The organism is Paenibacillus sp. FSL R5-0701 (assembly GCF_037973995.1).
Lineage (GTDB): Bacteria > Bacillota > Bacilli > Paenibacillales > Paenibacillaceae > Paenibacillus.
In genome coordinates this window covers 4,847,902-4,863,656 of the sequence record NZ_CP150230.1, presented here as the reverse complement: position 1 = coordinate 4,863,656, position 15,755 = coordinate 4,847,902, and the positions used below count along the sequence as shown (strand labels likewise).

Here is a 15,755-nt window from a genome sequence, read left to right as displayed (position 1 = left end):
TCCTGTTATTCACTGTTATACTGATATTATAAACTATAATAGACGAACTACACTATAACAGTAAAATGAAGATCATAACAGTTGGGGGAGCACACATGCATATTGAATTAAAGGGGGGAAGCAGTACCAAATTGTACGTGCAGATTGCGCTAACGATTGCCGATCGCATCAGATCAGGACTCATTGAACCCGGAACCCGGCTTCCTTCTGTTCGTAAAATGACCGCGGATTTGGGTGTCAGCCTGGTTACTGTATCCAAAGCGTATGCTGAACTTGAAGCGATTCAATTGATCACCTGCTCCCAGGGGAAAGGTTGTTATGTGAGAGGTACATTGAACGTGGATCAGATGGAGGATGTGGACCGAGCGCAGCGAAACCATGCCAACAGTGAATCTAGTACGTCATGGAATTGGCAGATGGCACTGGTGGATTATTTACCGCGAGCCCAGCTCTGGAGACATTTTGATACGTCACCACAAGTACGGTATGAACTTCATATGTCAGCGATTCAGCCTGAACTGTTGCCTACACGCGAGATTATCGACAGCGCCTACCGACTCTCCTCTGATCATACAGAGCGTATGGCAGCTTACGGATCTTTTCAGGGGGATCGGGAACTTAGACAGATCTTTGCCGAACATTTTGCCGAGCGTGGACTACAGGCTGCACCTGAACGCATGTTAATTACAAGTGGTGCTCAGCAGGGGATCGATCTTGTGGCACGAACTTTTGTCGGACCTGGGGATGTTGTTTACATGGAGGCACCAAGCTATACCGGAGCTATTGATGTATTTACGAGTAGAGGCGCGAAGATCGTTACGGTCCCGATGGATGACGAAGGCATGCGTATTGATCTGTTGACCCGATTATGTGATACCTATCCGCCCAAACTGATCTATACGATCCCGACCTATCACAATCCAACAGGGATCACGATGAGTGCAAGAAGACGGGCACAGCTTCTTAATCTCGCGCAAAGCTACCACTGCCTCATTCTGGAGGATGATCCTTTTGCCGATCTTTATTTTCGTGAGCCTCCTCCGGCGTCCATTAAATCGATGGATGGGACAGGTCATGTCGTATATATCAAAAGCTTCAGTAAGGTGCTCTCTCCCGGTTGCCGTATAGCCTGCGCCATCGCAGACGGAAGTGTATTGACCCGGCTTGTGGCCGCGAAATCTACGGCCGATTTGGGGAGTCCGCTGCTTACACAAAAGGCGCTGCAATCTTTCATTCAGAATCAGTACGGTGCCTATGTATCCCGATTGAGGGATGAATTGTATTCTCGCTTGTGCGCAGCATCCGAAGTGCTGGAACAGCATGCTACTACGGGTATGCAATGGACTCAATCTGTGGCTTCAACTTCCGAGTAACCTGGATATGCGTGAGTTGCATCATCAGTCACTTGCTGCAGGGGTTTCTTTCCTGCCAGGTTCCGCCTGTTATGTAGGGGAGATGGATACACCAAGTCTGCGTATCTGCTTCACTGTAACAAACGTTGAGCTTTTGTGTGAAGGACTCCGTGTACTGTGCCAAGTCATTGATAGAGTAACACCTGGGCAGGGTGGGACAGTGGCGGACAGGCTACCGCTTATATAATTTTTCGGACTATGGACATACATCCAATCCACTTTCGACCTGCTGCAATAGGTTATAGTATCACCAGAAAGGGAGTTGGTTTTGAAATGAACCATTACTGTCCACCGCTTTGCCCGATTGTCTGTGACCCGATCCAGGTTGTTGAGGATTATTACATTCCACAAATCGTGCCTGTAATCCACCCGATTGAAGTGATCAAAAAACATCACTGTGTTCCGATTCATCACCACATGTATCCTGTTGTTGTCAAAGAAGAAGACCCTTGTTATGTATCCAGCCATAATCCGAAGAAAAAATCCGTAAAAAAATCAAGTAAAGCCCGCACATCTTCTCGCAAGCGCTAAGCGCAGCGGGTGCCCCGGGGAATTGGATATAAACCAAAAGAGCAGCGTACGCCCCGGGGCGCAGCTGCTTTTGTATTTTTACTGAGTAGAGTTATTACGATTAAGGAGTATACTTTTTCATCGTATTATCCATTTGTTGTCTGACATGTTGCGGCCAAAACTGCAAAGGAGCGCTGTTGCCTGATGCGGCTTGCAGTGCCTTATAGACATCGATTTGGCCATAGCCGAAATACTTGTCGTGACCCGGATCACCGAGGTCAATAACACTTTGGCGCATCAAATCCATCACTTCCGTGTTGGTCAAGTCCGGGTTCAACGAACGGATCAAACCTGCAAGTGCGGCTACATGGGGGCTAGCCATGGACGTTCCAGACAAGGCTGCATACTGATTGTTTGGATAGGTACTGGCGATACTGGACCCTGGAGCCATCACATCTACATAATCCCCATAGTTGGAATAGGAAGCTTTACTCATATCCGGGTCCGTAGCAGATACGGCAAATACTTCCGGATAAGCAGCAGGGTATCCTGGACGCTCTGTATTATCGTTCCCGGTGGCTGCAATCAGGACGATATCCCGGTCAAAAGCGTATTTAATGGCATCATGAAGAAATTGCGCATCAGCATAATTGCCCAGACTCATGTTGATAACTTTGGCTCCATGATCGGCTGCCCAGATAATGCCTTCGGCAACGGCATACGTGGTACCAGAACCTGAGTTGTCGAGTACTTTAACCGGTAGTACCTTGTTATACCAGCTCATGCCTGCAACGCCTTCGTTATTGTTGACAATAGCGCCGATAATGCCTGCAACGTGTGTTCCATGTCCCACATCATCCATCGGTTGGCTTCCCGGCTCGACCACATTATAACCCTCAAGGAGCTTGCCCTTCAGGTCAGGATGATTCATATCAACCCCCGTATCAACCACTGCAACGATGACATCTTTGTTTCCTTTGGTAATATTCCAACCTCTGTTTGTCTCAATCGCAGGCAGGTTCCACTGATAATCGGAGAACAAAATGTCATTGGGTATCGTTACATCTGTTTGTTCAGTTACAGTATCATTGGTTAAATACATATAGTGGGGCTCCATATAGAGTGGATTCCATTTGCTTTCGAAATAACTATGCAATTGCTTGTAACTCATGTGTTCTGACCGAAAAACATACGTGTATCCCAGCTTGCGCGCAGATTGCGCTCTCAGATCAGATTTAATGATACGCATGTCCCGTTCACCGGGATCCTGGCGAAAACGGATGACGATTTCATTTTCATAAAAATGACTGGCATTGGCATTATCATGTCCGGTCTTCACTGTGATTTCGTTAAGCGTATCCGGGTGAACAGATTCAATTTTGAATTTACCCTCACGCGGATAAGGGATCATGCGCAGATTTTTGCGCTGATGTTGTTCAACAGCATTTAATACGTTCTGGCTGAACAAGGCAATGACAGCTCTTTTGCCATCTTTGGAGGGTTGCCCCATAACAAAATATTTTTCTTTTCCCAAAGGAAAAGAAGAGGATTCAAAACTTTGACGTTTGTTTGCCGCTTTTTTGGCAAGATTGAGCGCATGTTGAAGTTTTTGTTGTTCCAACTTGCTTCCTTGTGTGGAGGCTTGATCAAAGGGTTTGTTAAAAGAGCCATTGGTATTCATGAGATGAATGGATCTGATATGTTCATGTGAACTTTGGAGATCATTCACATATCGGCTAACCTGCGCAGCATTCATTGTGGCGGTTTTCTCCAGCATGATACTGAGATGTTGCTTGGCATCCATACGGGTCAGAAGATCGGTTGCTTTGACATCCTGCACTTTCAGACGCTGCTTACTCGTGTGCTCTTCATGAGCAGAATTTGACAGGGCACTTGGCTTGGGTTCTTGACGATTTGATGTTGGAAGCAGAAGCGTCAGGGCGAGTGCTCCTGTACCAGCTGCAAGGGCCCAGTTAATCCATTTCGGTCTGGACATGGTGGATGGAACCTCCTTCGTTCATTTTGGACAATCATTAACAGTGCTTCATCGTTGTCACTGGTTATATCTATCGTTAGAAAAAGCGGATATTTTTATGCAGGTGAGTTCGAGTCTGACTGCGTATAATAGGCATGTTTAACGGCAGAAGCGGAAAGCATGATTAAGGGATACCGCTCGTCATCTTTTTATGGTAGGATTATAGCTGAGAATTCAAAGGTCAGGGGAAAACCACCGTTGGCCGACCTATATGTAAGGACTTATTTAAGGGGGAGCTACCTTTATGTCAGCAGCCAATGTACAGAAAACATGTGAGTCAACTAGGGAAAAGTTAAAACCGGCTATCGATCGGATTGAAAATTTTTTGAATGAGAATGCTTTGCCTGAACTGGATCAGAATCAGACGGAAGAATCAACAGCCTTCTACAAAGGATTTCTTTCAGATCTCCGTCATTTGCTCGTTTTTTCTGAAGTTTCTTACGAAAAACTTGGCGTTGTGCTGCGTCGTGCCAACTTTGATGTCGATTTTGCCGAAAAGGCTCTTTATAATACGTATCACCAATGCGTAAACAGCTTTTTCTATCCTAAAAATGAATGTTATTCCGAAGACGGAAGATACGCTTACACAGGACAAGATGCCATTCGTTTCCGTGACAAGCCAATCCGTGCAGTACGGGATGTCATTCTTGAGGTTTCCAAAACGTACGAAGAATTGCGCGATGATCTGGCATATTATGAAAGTGATTACCTGACTCAGCGCCGTATGCAAAATCAACGGAATCACGCCTAATGAACGTTTAAACCTGAATATGAAATTGGACGAAACCGCCCTTGTGGCGGTTTTTTTGTGTTATTAGTGAGAATCAGACGAGGTGTGATCATGTCATCATCTGGCATTTTGACGGGGAATATCAGGTTTGTGGCGGGGAGACAATAGTAGTCGAGGTGATAAAAAAATGAGCCAAGACAAACCAATTGTCAAATGCAGCGTCTCCAACTGCAACTTTTGGGGAGAGAACAACTTCTGCCACGCTGATGCCATCATGATTGACATTGACCAACATGCCACCCGTCGTCTGCATGAGGAATTTGCCGGTGAGACATTTGACTCCGATCACCATGATCATGCACGCACATCCTCTGCAACATGCTGTCACACGTTCAAACCCAAGTGAGCAGTCATCCCTATTTCATAACGGAGGTGCTTCCAAATGGAAAATGACGATAATAAGTTTAATTTTAAAGATCGCCCTGAAACCAATGTTGACGGTGAAAAACAGCGTATGCGCGTCGATTATCCCAGAAAAACACATCGGGAAGAATACGGGGCAGAGGTTGCTCCTCCGACTGTCATAAGAACTGGAGGTACCGAACGCTCAGAACCTGTACCTGAGAAACATGAGGCAGACCGTGTCATGGAGTCAACAGGCAAGGTCGCAGGTTATATGGGGCTGGCCTTCGGCATCGCGTCCTTGTTCATGTGGTCAATCGTACTTGGACCAGCGGCAGCCGTTCTGGGTTACTATGCTTATGTGAATGGTCGTAAGACAGCGGGAGCTTGGTCCATCGGACTCGGTATTGTAGCCACGCTGAGTTATTTTTTCATGATTCCATTTGCTCGCTAGAGTGTAAAATGTTCATTCAACAGCCTTCTGTTCTCACCCAAATGCGGTGAATTACAGAAGGTTTTTTTCGTATATGTGCAGGTTAGGTGGGAAGATTCATATATTTTTTTGAAAACAATGGAACCTTGCTGTAAAACCATGTAGAATAAGGTCATAATACGCTTAATTATACGGGAGTGGGTATAACTCATGCAGATTGATCCAAGCGGATCGCGGCAGTTATTGGAACTGCAATTGTCCAATGTGAATAACCAAACTAGTGGATCACAACCAAATGCTGGTTTAACTGTGGATTTCGCCAATGTGATGGACGGGCTGATAGGTACGGGTACCAATTCGATGAGTAATACGGATTCCACCGCTACGGTCTCCAAAAGATCCAGTGATGGTTTGTTGTGGCTGCAACTCGGAAGCACGTACAATCCGGATATAAATACGGCAGGATCGTCCTCTGTCTCCAATAACATCGTTGGGTCTTTATTATCTTCATCCAATACAGGAATCGTGGATTCCGGTGCATCTGTACCTACGGATTATGAATCTTTGATTGCCGAGGCAAGTGCCAAATACGGTGTTCCTGAATCATTGATCAAGGCCGTCATTGACACAGAGTCCAATTTTAACCCAAATGTCGTGTCCTCCGCGGGTGCCAAAGGGCTTATGCAATTAATGGATGGTACGGCTGCAGGGCTGGGTGTGAGTAATTCATTTGATCCTGCCCAGAACATTGATGCGGGTACGAAGTATCTTTCCCTTCAGCTCCAGCGTTTCGGTGGAGAAGTGAAGATGGCACTTGCTGCATATAATGCAGGACCGGGCCGTGTTTCACGTCTGGGCGTGTCTAGTGATAGCGAACTGATGAGTGTACTTAACCGTTTGCCTTCCGAAACACAGAATTATATCTCCAAGGTGGAGAAGGCACAGTCGAAATATGTGATCTAAACTCACAGATAGACATTTGTGAAAACACATGATAGGCAGGATGAGATCAAATGTGGGAGCAGTAGCGCTTGAAACGCCTGTTCCCGGTTGGTCTTTTTGTGTTGTATGGGTATCGTGTTACAATGCTCACTGTAGGTTCATGAACGAAGAGATAAAGGGAGGTCTAACCTCATTTGAAATATTTTGATTATGCTGCAACCACACCTCCCCATCCCGATGTGATTCGTACGATGGCCGAAATTATGGAGACACAATTTGGTAACCCGTCCTCCATCCATGGGTATGGAGAGCGTGCTCATCAGTTGCTGCGTCGTGCACGATCTGGCTGTGCTGCGGCAATCGGCGTTAAGCCTGAGGAGATTGTATTTACTTCCGGTGCGACCGAGAGTAATAATCTTGCGATAAAAGGTGCGGCATTACGTTATCAGTCACGAGGCAGACACATCATCACTACGGCTACCGAGCATGCCTCGGTGTATGAAAGTTTTATGCAATTGCAGCAGTGGGGATGGGAAGTGACATTAGTTCCTGTGAATTCCGATGGAGTGGTCAACGCTCAGCAGGTTGTAGACGCGATCAGGCCCGACACGGTGCTTGTAAGTCTGATGCATGTAAATAATGAAACGGGAGCCATCCATCCGATTGCAGAAATCGGCAAACAGCTCAAAAAGGAAGCACCACGGGTGCTTTTCCATGTGGATGGTGTTCAAGGCTTTGGAAAAATGAAGGCAACGCCTGCCGCTTGGGGTGCAGATCTGTACAGTTTGTCTGCTCACAAGATTCGTGGACCGAAGGGAGCAGGTCTCCTGTATGTGCGAAGTGGAGTGGAGCTTACGCCACTAATGTCAGGGGGATCACAGGAACAAGGCCTAAGAGCAGGCACTGAAAACGTGGCCTTGCTGGTAGGCATGGCAAAGGCCATGCGAATGGCAGCAGAAGATCAGGTTGATTTTGCCCGGCGTACAACGGTGCTCCGTGATCGGTTGATGGACACGATACGTGACATTCCTGAATTTGAATTGAACAGTCGCACAGAGGGTGCACCTCATATTGTGCACTTCTCTTATCCCGGGATGAAGGCAGAAGTGGCGCTGCACACCTTGGAGCAACTTGGCGTAACCATATCGACTCAATCTGCCTGTTCTTCGCGTTCGGCTGAACCGAGTCGGGCTCTACTTGCGATGGGCAGAGATGCAGCTTGTGCTGGTGGCGGATTGCGTATTAGTCTTGGAGATGAACATACAGAAGAAGATGTAGCCTTGCTTGAGCGGGCTTTACATCAGATGGTGGCGCAGTTGCGGCCCCTCGAAAGGCGGATGTAATGGATATGAAATATGATATGCTGCTTCTCCGTTTCGGAGAGTTTATGTTAAAAGGGAAAAATCGTGCCCGATTTGAAAAAACGATCATTACACAGGTGAAAGCTTTGCTTAAACCTTATCCAGGAGCGAGCCTTCGCAAAGAATATGGCCGTGTCTATGTGGATCTTGGCGGTGAATCACATACTGAACTGATCAAGGTGCTGAAGCGGGTGTTCGGTGTGATGTCGATTAGTCCGGTTAAAGTTACTCCATCCGAGCTTGATGAGATTGTGAAAACAGCAGTTGCATTTATGGACGAAAGGGAAGACGAATTCAAGGAAGGTACCACATTTAAGGTGAATGTAAGGCGGGTATGGAAGGAGTTCCCGAATTCTTCCCATGAAATGAACCATCTGGTTGGTTCCCCGATTCTTCGGAAGTTTCAGCGATTAAGTGTTGATGTTCGTCAACCTGATATCGAACTGCGAGTGGAAATTCGGGATCAGGGCACCTATATTTTCAACGAAACCATTCCGGCAGTAGGTGGCTTTCCACTGGGTACGAATGGAAAAGCGATGGTACTGTTATCAGGTGGAATAGACAGCCCGGTTGCAGCCTGGTCTTCCATGCGCCGTGGACTTGAAGTGGAATGTGTACATTTTTACAGTTACCCGTTCACAAGCCAGCGTGCCAAAGAAAAGGTCATTGATTTGGCGCGTGCCCTTGCTGATCATGCAGGAACAATCAAGCTGCATCTGGTTCCATTTACAGAGATTCAAACGGCATTTACCCAGCTGGGTCAGGACAATCTTATTATTACGCTGATGCGACGTTCAATGCTGCGAATTGCATCCAAACTTGCCGAGCGTGAGCGGGCATTAGCACTGATCACCGGGGATAGCCTGGGCCAAGTAGCGAGTCAGACTCTTCCGAGTATGAATGTCATTGGTCGTGCGACGGATCTGCCACTGTTGCGACCACTGGTTATGATGGATAAACAGGAGATCATTACCTTGTCCAAACAGATCGGAACGTATGACATATCTATTTTGCCATATGAGGATTGCTGTACTCTCTTTGTACCAAAGTCACCTTCAACCAATCCAAATCTTCGAATTGTGGATAAAATAGAATCAACAATGAGCCATCTGTCAGAATGGGTGGATCAGGCGGTGGAACAAACTGAAACGATCACACTGCATGCCGGTGAAACTTCTGTGGTAACGAATCAGACAGCAGACAATGGCATGAAGGATGATTGGTTCTAAACTCAATAAAAATTAGCATGGCTGACATAATAAGGGCTATGTTAACTGCAAAAAGGACTGTCCGATGAAATATCGTTCAGTCCTTTGCTGTATTCAGATGAAATTTTTAGTTTAATTTAGCCTACGAATAGGAGCGCTGCTGTTCCCCGTCAGATCCCTTGTGGCTGGAACTACTGGAGCGTTTGCGATAACCTGCAAAGACTACACCTGCAATAACCACAACGATGAAGAGAATGCGCAATGCCGGATGTTCAGTAAAGTAAGGCAAGAGCCGCTGTTCCTCCGTGATCATATTAGAAGCCGTATACCCGAGAACAATGGCTCCGACATAGATGATCCAAGGAAAATGATTAATTAGCTTGATAAACAGGGTACTGCCCCAGACGATAATAGGGACACTAATCAGGAGTCCAAGGATGACAAGCACGAGATGCTGCTGGGCTGCTCCAGCAACTGCGATCACGTTATCTAATCCCATGGCTGCATCCGCGATTACGATGGTGCGAATTGCGGTCCACAAGGAAGTTCCCGCCTGGACATCATTGTGTTCATCACCCTGATCCGCCAATAATTTATAGGCAATCCAGATCAGAAGTATGCCTCCCACAAGCAAGAGCCACGGAACTTTAAGCAACCATAAAACAACAACTGTTGCTAAAATTCGAATCAAAAGTGCGCCGCCAGTTCCATATAGAATCGCCTTTTTCTGCACAGAAGGGTGCAAATTTCGAGCTGCGAGACCAATGACGATGGCATTGTCTCCGGCCAGAATGAGATCAATAAAGACAACGTTCAGCAAAGCCAGCCAGAATGTGGGACTAAATAGCTCCATGAGATATGTCACTCCTTATATACGGTTCAATCATTAAGAATAGCATGGACAACTCTGACATACAAGTTAGTGTGGGGGGATGAGGACATGGATACACTCTGGCTTTTAACTGAAATTTTAATGATCAATCTGGTGTTGAGTGGAGATAATGCGGTTGTTATTGCGCTTGCCAGCAAGGATCTGCCACCAATACAACGCAAAAAAGCGGTATGGTGGGGAGCTTTTGGTGCGGTGTTGCTGCGTTGTGTATTAACCTTTGTAGCGGTATTGTTGCTGGGAATTCCCTTTATCCAAGCGGCAGGTGGGCTGTTGCTACTCTGGATTGCAGTAAAGCTGCTGCTTCAAAATGATGATGAAGTACATATTCGAGAAGCTACTACGACCTGGAAAGCCATTCAAACCATTCTGATTGCCGATTTTGTAATGAGCTTGGATAATGTTTTGGCCATAGCGGCTTTGGCTGATGGTGATTTGGCTCTGATCGTCATTGGTATTGCAATCAGTATCCCCATCGTCGTATGGGGGAGCGGGTTAATTGTTGGTTTGTTGAAGCGATTTCCGATTCTTGTATTCGTCGGATCAGGCATTCTGGCCTTCACAGCAGGTGAGATGGTGATGAAAGACCCCAAGTTAGGAGAATGGCTGGGAGGTATGGCATCAGAGGTGCATACGCTGCTTCCCGTAGCAATGGCTTGTCTTGTGGTTGCGATTGGAGGCGCACATAAATTTGTGCGTAAGAACGCATAGTTTAATTTTGGATAAAAGCTTGAACATATGACCGTCTGAACCGTCCGGTTTAGGCGGTTTTATGTTGAGAGAGTACACTTGTGAATACAACGACCACTAGGCTGTCATAAGTTGCACATTTTAGGGTAATACAGGTAAAGAACTCACGCAAAGTGCGACATAAAGTATAGTTTTTTGCAGAAACATCGGATACACTAGTAGCAGGATTACAGGTTTGGAAATCAACAGTCAGCATGGAATGCGTATCGCTTATGAAGAAATAAAGTACATAGCCATAGTATAAGAGGTGATTGATGATGAGGATGAGAAATGAAAAAGCGATTGGACTATTTATTGTAGCTGCGGGAATTATTATTCTGCTTGGCAAGTTTGGCGTGTTTGGATTTATTGGTCGCAATTTCTGGCCTTTGCTGATCCTGCTGCCAGGCATCGCCCTTCATGCGTTATATTATGCGCGTATTTCACCATCGTGGTCACTCGTTCCTGCCGGCATACTAACGGTGTATGGTGTTTTATTCAGTATAACGAATACATGGGGCGCTGGACTTATGAGCAGGCTGTGGCCAGCATTTTTGCTTGGGATCGCCATAGGTTTGCTCGAATATGGAATGGCTGAGCGGCGAAGACCGGAATATGTGTTACCTGCAGCTTTGATCCTTGGTGCGGTGTCCATCATATTATTCGGATTTACCTTGCTGCAAACGGGAATAATCTATGTACTTGCTGTCCTTTTGATCTTGGGCGGAGTCTGGTTATTACTTGGACGAGGACGTCAAGGGAGAGGCTGGTAACATTCCCAGTGGTCTTCTCGTGCGAAATATCTTGATTTTTACCTATAATAAACTATAATATAAGGGATATAGACATGCGTCGGGATATCACCGACGCTTATTTTGTGAGTAACCTGCGAAATTGCGGGAAGTTTAAGTAGATATGATTTGAAATTGGAAAGGATATGGATACAAAACATGCATTCAAGAGAACACATTCGCAATATTGCGATTATTGCCCACGTCGACCACGGAAAAACAACACTCGTTGACAAGTTGCTCCAGCAATCCGGTACTTACCGAGATCACGAAACGGTACAGGAGCGCGTAATGGACTCCAACGATTTGGAGCGTGAACGCGGTATTACGATTTTGGCCAAAAACACGGCTATAACTTATAAAGATTACCTGATTAATATTGTGGATACACCAGGACACGCCGACTTCGGTGGTGAAGTTGAACGTATCATGAAAATGGTTGACGGTGTATTGCTCGTTGTTGATGCTTATGAAGGCTGTATGCCACAAACGAAGTTTGTACTTCGTAAAGCACTTGAGCATAACCTGACACCAATCGTTGTTGTAAACAAAATTGACCGTCCAGCGGCTCGTCCGACTGAGGTTATTGATGAAGTATTGGACCTGTTCATTGAACTGGGTGCCAACGATCAACAACTCGAATTCCCTGTTGTATATGCTTCCGCATTGAACGGAACATCCAGCATGGATAATGATCCTGCCAAACAAGATGACAACATGATGGCGATCTACAATACCATCGTTAGTCATATCCCACATCCTACCGAAAATGTTGAAGAACCGCTTCAATTCCTCGTTACTTTGATGGACTACAATGAATACCTTGGCCGTATTGCCATTGGTCGTGTTAACCGCGGTGTGATCCGTCAAGGACAATCGGTAACGGTTATTATGCGTGATGGTAAGAGTAAAACTGCACGTATCGAGAAACTGTTCGGTTTCCAGGGTCTCAAACGTATTGAGACGGAAGAAGCAGGAGCAGGCGACATCGTTGCCATTGCAGGGATCAAGGACATCAATATTGGTGAAACCATTGCCGACCCTAACAACCCGGAAGCACTTCCAGTTCTGAAAATTGATGAGCCAACACTGCAAATGACGTTCCTCGTGAACAACAGTCCATTCGCAGGTCGTGAAGGTAAATGGGTAACTTCCCGTAAACTTCGTGAGCGTTTGTTCAAAGAGTTAGAAACAGATGTTTCCCTTCGTGTTGACGAAACGGATAGCCCGGATGCATTTATCGTTTCCGGACGTGGTGAGCTTCACTTGGGTATCCTGATTGAAAATATGCGTCGTGAAGGATATGAGCTTCAAGTATCCAAACCAGAAGTTATCGTAAGAGAAGTTGACGGTAAGAAAATGGAACCTGTTGAGCGCTTGTTGATTGATATCCCTGAAGAGAGCATGGGTTCCGTAATGGAGAGCCTGGGCGCACGTAAAGCAGAGATGGTTAACATGGTTAACACAGGTAGTGGTCAAGTTCGTCTGGAGTTCCTGATTCCAGCACGTGGTTTGATCGGATATAGCACCAACTTCCTGACATTGACTCGTGGTTACGGTGTAATGAACCATGCATTTGACAGCTACGCTCCAGTAGTATCCGGTCAAGTGGGTGGACGTCACCAAGGCGTGTTGATCTCAACTGAAACGGGTACATCCACGTTCTATGGCATGATGGGCGTTGAGGATCGCGGTACGCTCTTCTTGGAGCCGGGAACTGAAATCTACGAAGGTATGATTGTTGGTGAACATACACGTGACAATGATATCGTTGTTAACATCTGCAAAGAAAAACAACTGACTAACGTTCGTTCTTCCGGTAAAGATGATACGGTTAAAATTAAAACTCCGATTATCTTCTCATTGGAACAGGCGCTTGAATATCTGAATGAAGATGAATATTGTGAGATTACACCAAAATCTATTCGTCTTCGTAAAAAGATCCTGAACAAATCCGAGCGTGAGCGTGCAGAAAAACAACGCAAAATGGCTTCTAAAGCCTAATAACAACAAAATAATTTATATAAGTTAACGTTTGATGGAACACATATACACCATCGGCGTTGATTACAACCCACTAAAGTAGTGGAGGATGCGGAATCGATTCTGTAGGAGCGAAGCGTTCGCCTTTATCCCCGGATTTTACCATTGAAAAATGGATCAAAAAAATCTGGGGATAACAGCGACCAAAAGAACGATCCGAATCCGGAACGGTCACATGCAGAGCTTTGTAATTAATGTTGTTGGTGGTGCTCCATCAACCAGTTAACTTATATCCTAGCATGAACACGAAAGGAGCTGGCTGTGCATGCAAGCATGGTTCGCATCACACCCGATCGTAGCCTACATCGTCATCTTTGTATTGATTACTTACGTATATAACAAGGTGTTTCGGGTACGTCAGAAATTGCCACTGGGTAAGGAAATCGTTCTCTATATTTTGATGGCGATGGGCACATTCATGCTTCTTATTTTTCAGATCGACAAGCTGCCCATCATTCAATGTTTGTTGGTCGCGGTTGGTTTGATGTTGTTAGTGAGAGTGCGTTATTTTATTGAAGGTCGTCAAAAGAAAAAAGCGGAAGCTGCCGCTCGAAACTCATAAATCCTGTCTTGTACAGACCATCCGTTTTCCTTAGGGAAAGCGGTTGTCTTTTATTTAGACAAAAACAGATGTGATAAAGGTGTTGAAGATATGAACTCAAATTCGAACGGACTGCCTCCACGGAGACAGGCACCAACGCAATCCGGTGCTTCTGGATCGAAGAATGGCAAGGGCAAGCAGCCTAAGAAGAAAAAGAGAATGAATGCTTTTGGCAGAATCCTTTTAAGTCTATTGGTTATTGCCATTGTGGTAGGCGGTGGATATGCGTACTGGGTATACAATCAAGTCGTGGATACAGGCATCGATAAACCGGTACCTCCCGGGATGTCAGCCACAACCAAACCGATCACGATGCTGTTATTAGGCACAGATAACCGTCCTGAAACTGGCACATATCTCTCGGATGTTGTTATGGTGGCTTCGTTAAATCCGGAGACCAAGACGGCAACCATTGTATCTTTGCCTCGAGACACGCGTATTCAATTGGATGGGTACAAATCCAACAAGCTGAATTCCTATTATCCAAGATTCAAAGCACAGGAAAAAACCACTGGCAAAAATGCAGAGGATCAGATGAAAGAAATGATGGGCAAGTATTTGGATGTAGATATTAATTATACAACCGTCCTGAATTTCCAGGCATTCCGTGATGCTGTCAATGCCGTGGGTGGCGTGGATGTGACTGTGGATAAAAATATGTGTTATAGAGATACAGCCGATGGTACAGATATCAATCTGGTCGCAGGCGCACAACATCTCGATGGTAAAGCAGCACTGGATTTTGTTCGTTACCGCAAATCCAATTGTAATCCAAAGACGGATGAATCCAACGACTTTGATCGTAACAAACGTCAAAACCAAGTGCTGAATTCCATGCTGGATCAGATGAAATCTCTTGGAGGCATTACAAAGATCAGCAAAGTGATTGGTGCAGTTGACAAGAATATGACGACAGATGTGGAATCGGAACAAATGAAAAACTTTATCTCGACGTATTGGAACATTTCCACTTCGGATGTGCACTATACTCCGGTTACCGGAGAGTGGAGAAGTCCATATGTGTATATTAATGAGACGGAACTCGCCAATGCAAAGCAGGCTTTACAAGATACACTTTCAGGTAAAGTAACGGCTTCACCTTCAGGCGAATAACCTTCATTCTTTTGGGATTGGAAGCACGTTAAACGGTATGCTATAATAACATAAACCAAGTACAAGAATTGCATAAAGAAGGTTAGGGGCTGGTTGAATGTCCGAAGCCGTCACACAATTAACTGAATCTCTTTTACAGCAATTCAAGAATGAGACCTTTGTGCTTCTTAGCACAGTGGATGTAGAATCCGGAGGTCCGACTTCAACAGCCATCTCCTGGATTTATGCGGAGAATGCTTCTACTTTTCGTTTAGCGATCGATCATCGTTCACGTTTAGTGAATAACATGATTACTAATCCGCTCATTACAGTGACTGTCTTTGGAGAAGAGACGGTGTACGCAGTGAACGGACGTGCTGCGGTACGACAAGATCCGCTGCAGGACGTTCCATTTAATATGTGTTGTTTCGACATTACAATTGAAGCGGTGAGGAATGCTCTGTTTTACGGCGCTCAATTGTCCTCTGTGCCTCAATATGTCAAAATATATGATCAGCGTGCTGCTGAGAAATTAGATGAGCAGGTTTTTGCTGCCATGAAAAAAGCCTAGTGAGAG

Annotated in this window: 15 protein-coding genes and 1 pseudogene; 14 read left to right on the top strand and 2 right to left on the bottom strand. The window is 45.6% G+C overall.

The annotated features are described in order from the left end of the window. Nucleotides 1-95: 95 nt before the first annotated feature. Both MKZ13_RS21520 and MKZ13_RS21515 read left to right on the top strand, forming a co-directional pair. Nucleotides 96-1,599 (top strand): annotated as a pseudogene (locus MKZ13_RS21520) (PLP-dependent aminotransferase family protein). 86 nt (nucleotides 1,600-1,685) lie between these two features. Beyond that, entirely contained in the window at nucleotides 1,686-1,943 is a 258-nt protein-coding gene (locus tag MKZ13_RS21515) for a hypothetical protein (RefSeq protein WP_076211601.1), read from the top strand. A gap of 100 nt (nucleotides 1,944-2,043) precedes the next feature. Here MKZ13_RS21515 and MKZ13_RS21510 read toward each other — a convergent pair whose 3' ends face one another. Further along, a complete protein-coding gene (locus MKZ13_RS21510; protein WP_339178015.1) occupies nucleotides 2,044-3,918 on the bottom strand; it encodes a S8 family peptidase in 1,875 nt (624 codons plus the stop codon). Between the two features lie 283 nt (nucleotides 3,919-4,201). On the opposite strand from MKZ13_RS21510, the gene MKZ13_RS21505 reads away from it, so the two are divergent. From MKZ13_RS21505 to thiI, 6 genes are all read left to right on the top strand, one after another. Then, nucleotides 4,202-4,708 carry a YpuI family protein gene (locus tag MKZ13_RS21505; RefSeq protein ID WP_017687263.1) on the top strand — a complete coding sequence of 169 codons (507 nt, stop codon included), beginning with the start codon at nucleotides 4,202-4,204 and terminating at the stop codon, nucleotides 4,706-4,708. A gap of 166 nt (nucleotides 4,709-4,874) precedes the next feature. Further along, nucleotides 4,875-5,093 carry a DUF1540 domain-containing protein gene (locus tag MKZ13_RS21500; RefSeq protein WP_074095869.1) on the top strand — a complete coding sequence of 73 codons (219 nt, stop codon included), beginning with the start codon at nucleotides 4,875-4,877 and terminating at the stop codon, nucleotides 5,091-5,093. A 108-nt stretch (nucleotides 5,094-5,201) separates the two neighbouring features. Then, entirely contained in the window at nucleotides 5,202-5,543 is a 342-nt protein-coding gene (locus MKZ13_RS21495) for a hypothetical protein (RefSeq protein WP_339185429.1), read from the top strand. A gap of 189 nt (nucleotides 5,544-5,732) precedes the next feature. After that, nucleotides 5,733-6,485, top strand: coding sequence for a lytic transglycosylase domain-containing protein (locus tag MKZ13_RS21490; RefSeq protein ID WP_339178010.1), 753 nt, complete (start codon nucleotides 5,733-5,735; stop codon nucleotides 6,483-6,485). Nucleotides 6,486-6,658: 173 nt separating this feature from the next. Beyond that, on the top strand, nucleotides 6,659-7,807 hold the full coding sequence (locus MKZ13_RS21485; RefSeq protein ID WP_339178007.1) for a cysteine desulfurase family protein: 1,149 nt from the start codon (nucleotides 6,659-6,661) through the stop codon (nucleotides 7,805-7,807). A 5-nt stretch (nucleotides 7,808-7,812) separates the two neighbouring features. Then, nucleotides 7,813-9,054 carry a tRNA uracil 4-sulfurtransferase ThiI gene (gene thiI / locus MKZ13_RS21480; protein ID WP_339185428.1) on the top strand — a complete coding sequence of 414 codons (1,242 nt, stop codon included), beginning with the start codon at nucleotides 7,813-7,815 and terminating at the stop codon, nucleotides 9,052-9,054. Nucleotides 9,055-9,175: 121 nt separating this feature from the next. On the opposite strand, the gene MKZ13_RS21475 is transcribed toward thiI, so the two are convergent. Then, nucleotides 9,176-9,886 carry a TerC family protein gene (locus tag MKZ13_RS21475; protein ID WP_221822006.1) on the bottom strand — a complete coding sequence of 237 codons (711 nt, stop codon included), beginning with the start codon at nucleotides 9,884-9,886 and terminating at the stop codon, nucleotides 9,176-9,178. An 87-nt stretch (nucleotides 9,887-9,973) separates the two neighbouring features. On the opposite strand from MKZ13_RS21475, the gene MKZ13_RS21470 reads away from it, so the two are divergent. From MKZ13_RS21470 to MKZ13_RS21445, 6 genes are all read left to right on the top strand, one after another. Next, entirely contained in the window at nucleotides 9,974-10,633 is a 660-nt protein-coding gene (locus MKZ13_RS21470; RefSeq protein WP_339178005.1) for a TerC family protein, read from the top strand. A 296-nt stretch (nucleotides 10,634-10,929) separates the two neighbouring features. Continuing rightward, the gene (locus MKZ13_RS21465; RefSeq protein WP_143781059.1) at nucleotides 10,930-11,424 is read left to right on the top strand and encodes a hypothetical protein; all 495 of its coding nucleotides are present in this window, start codon (nucleotides 10,930-10,932) and stop codon (nucleotides 11,422-11,424) included. Between the two features lie 177 nt (nucleotides 11,425-11,601). Further along, nucleotides 11,602-13,446, top strand: a complete 1,845-nt coding sequence (gene typA, locus MKZ13_RS21460; protein WP_036674819.1) for a translational GTPase TypA — start codon at nucleotides 11,602-11,604, stop codon at nucleotides 13,444-13,446. 304 nt (nucleotides 13,447-13,750) lie between these two features. After that, a complete protein-coding gene (locus MKZ13_RS21455) occupies nucleotides 13,751-14,047 on the top strand; it encodes a YlaH-like family protein (RefSeq protein ID WP_036614990.1) in 297 nt (98 codons plus the stop codon). Between the two features lie 90 nt (nucleotides 14,048-14,137). Beyond that, nucleotides 14,138-15,199, top strand: coding sequence for an LCP family protein (locus MKZ13_RS21450; protein WP_036614987.1), 1,062 nt, complete (start codon nucleotides 14,138-14,140; stop codon nucleotides 15,197-15,199). A 97-nt stretch (nucleotides 15,200-15,296) separates the two neighbouring features. Further along, nucleotides 15,297-15,749 (top strand): pyridoxamine 5'-phosphate oxidase family protein, encoded by a 453-nt coding sequence (locus MKZ13_RS21445; protein ID WP_076211583.1) that lies wholly within the window; start codon nucleotides 15,297-15,299, stop codon nucleotides 15,747-15,749. Nucleotides 15,750-15,755 lie beyond the last annotated feature (6 nt).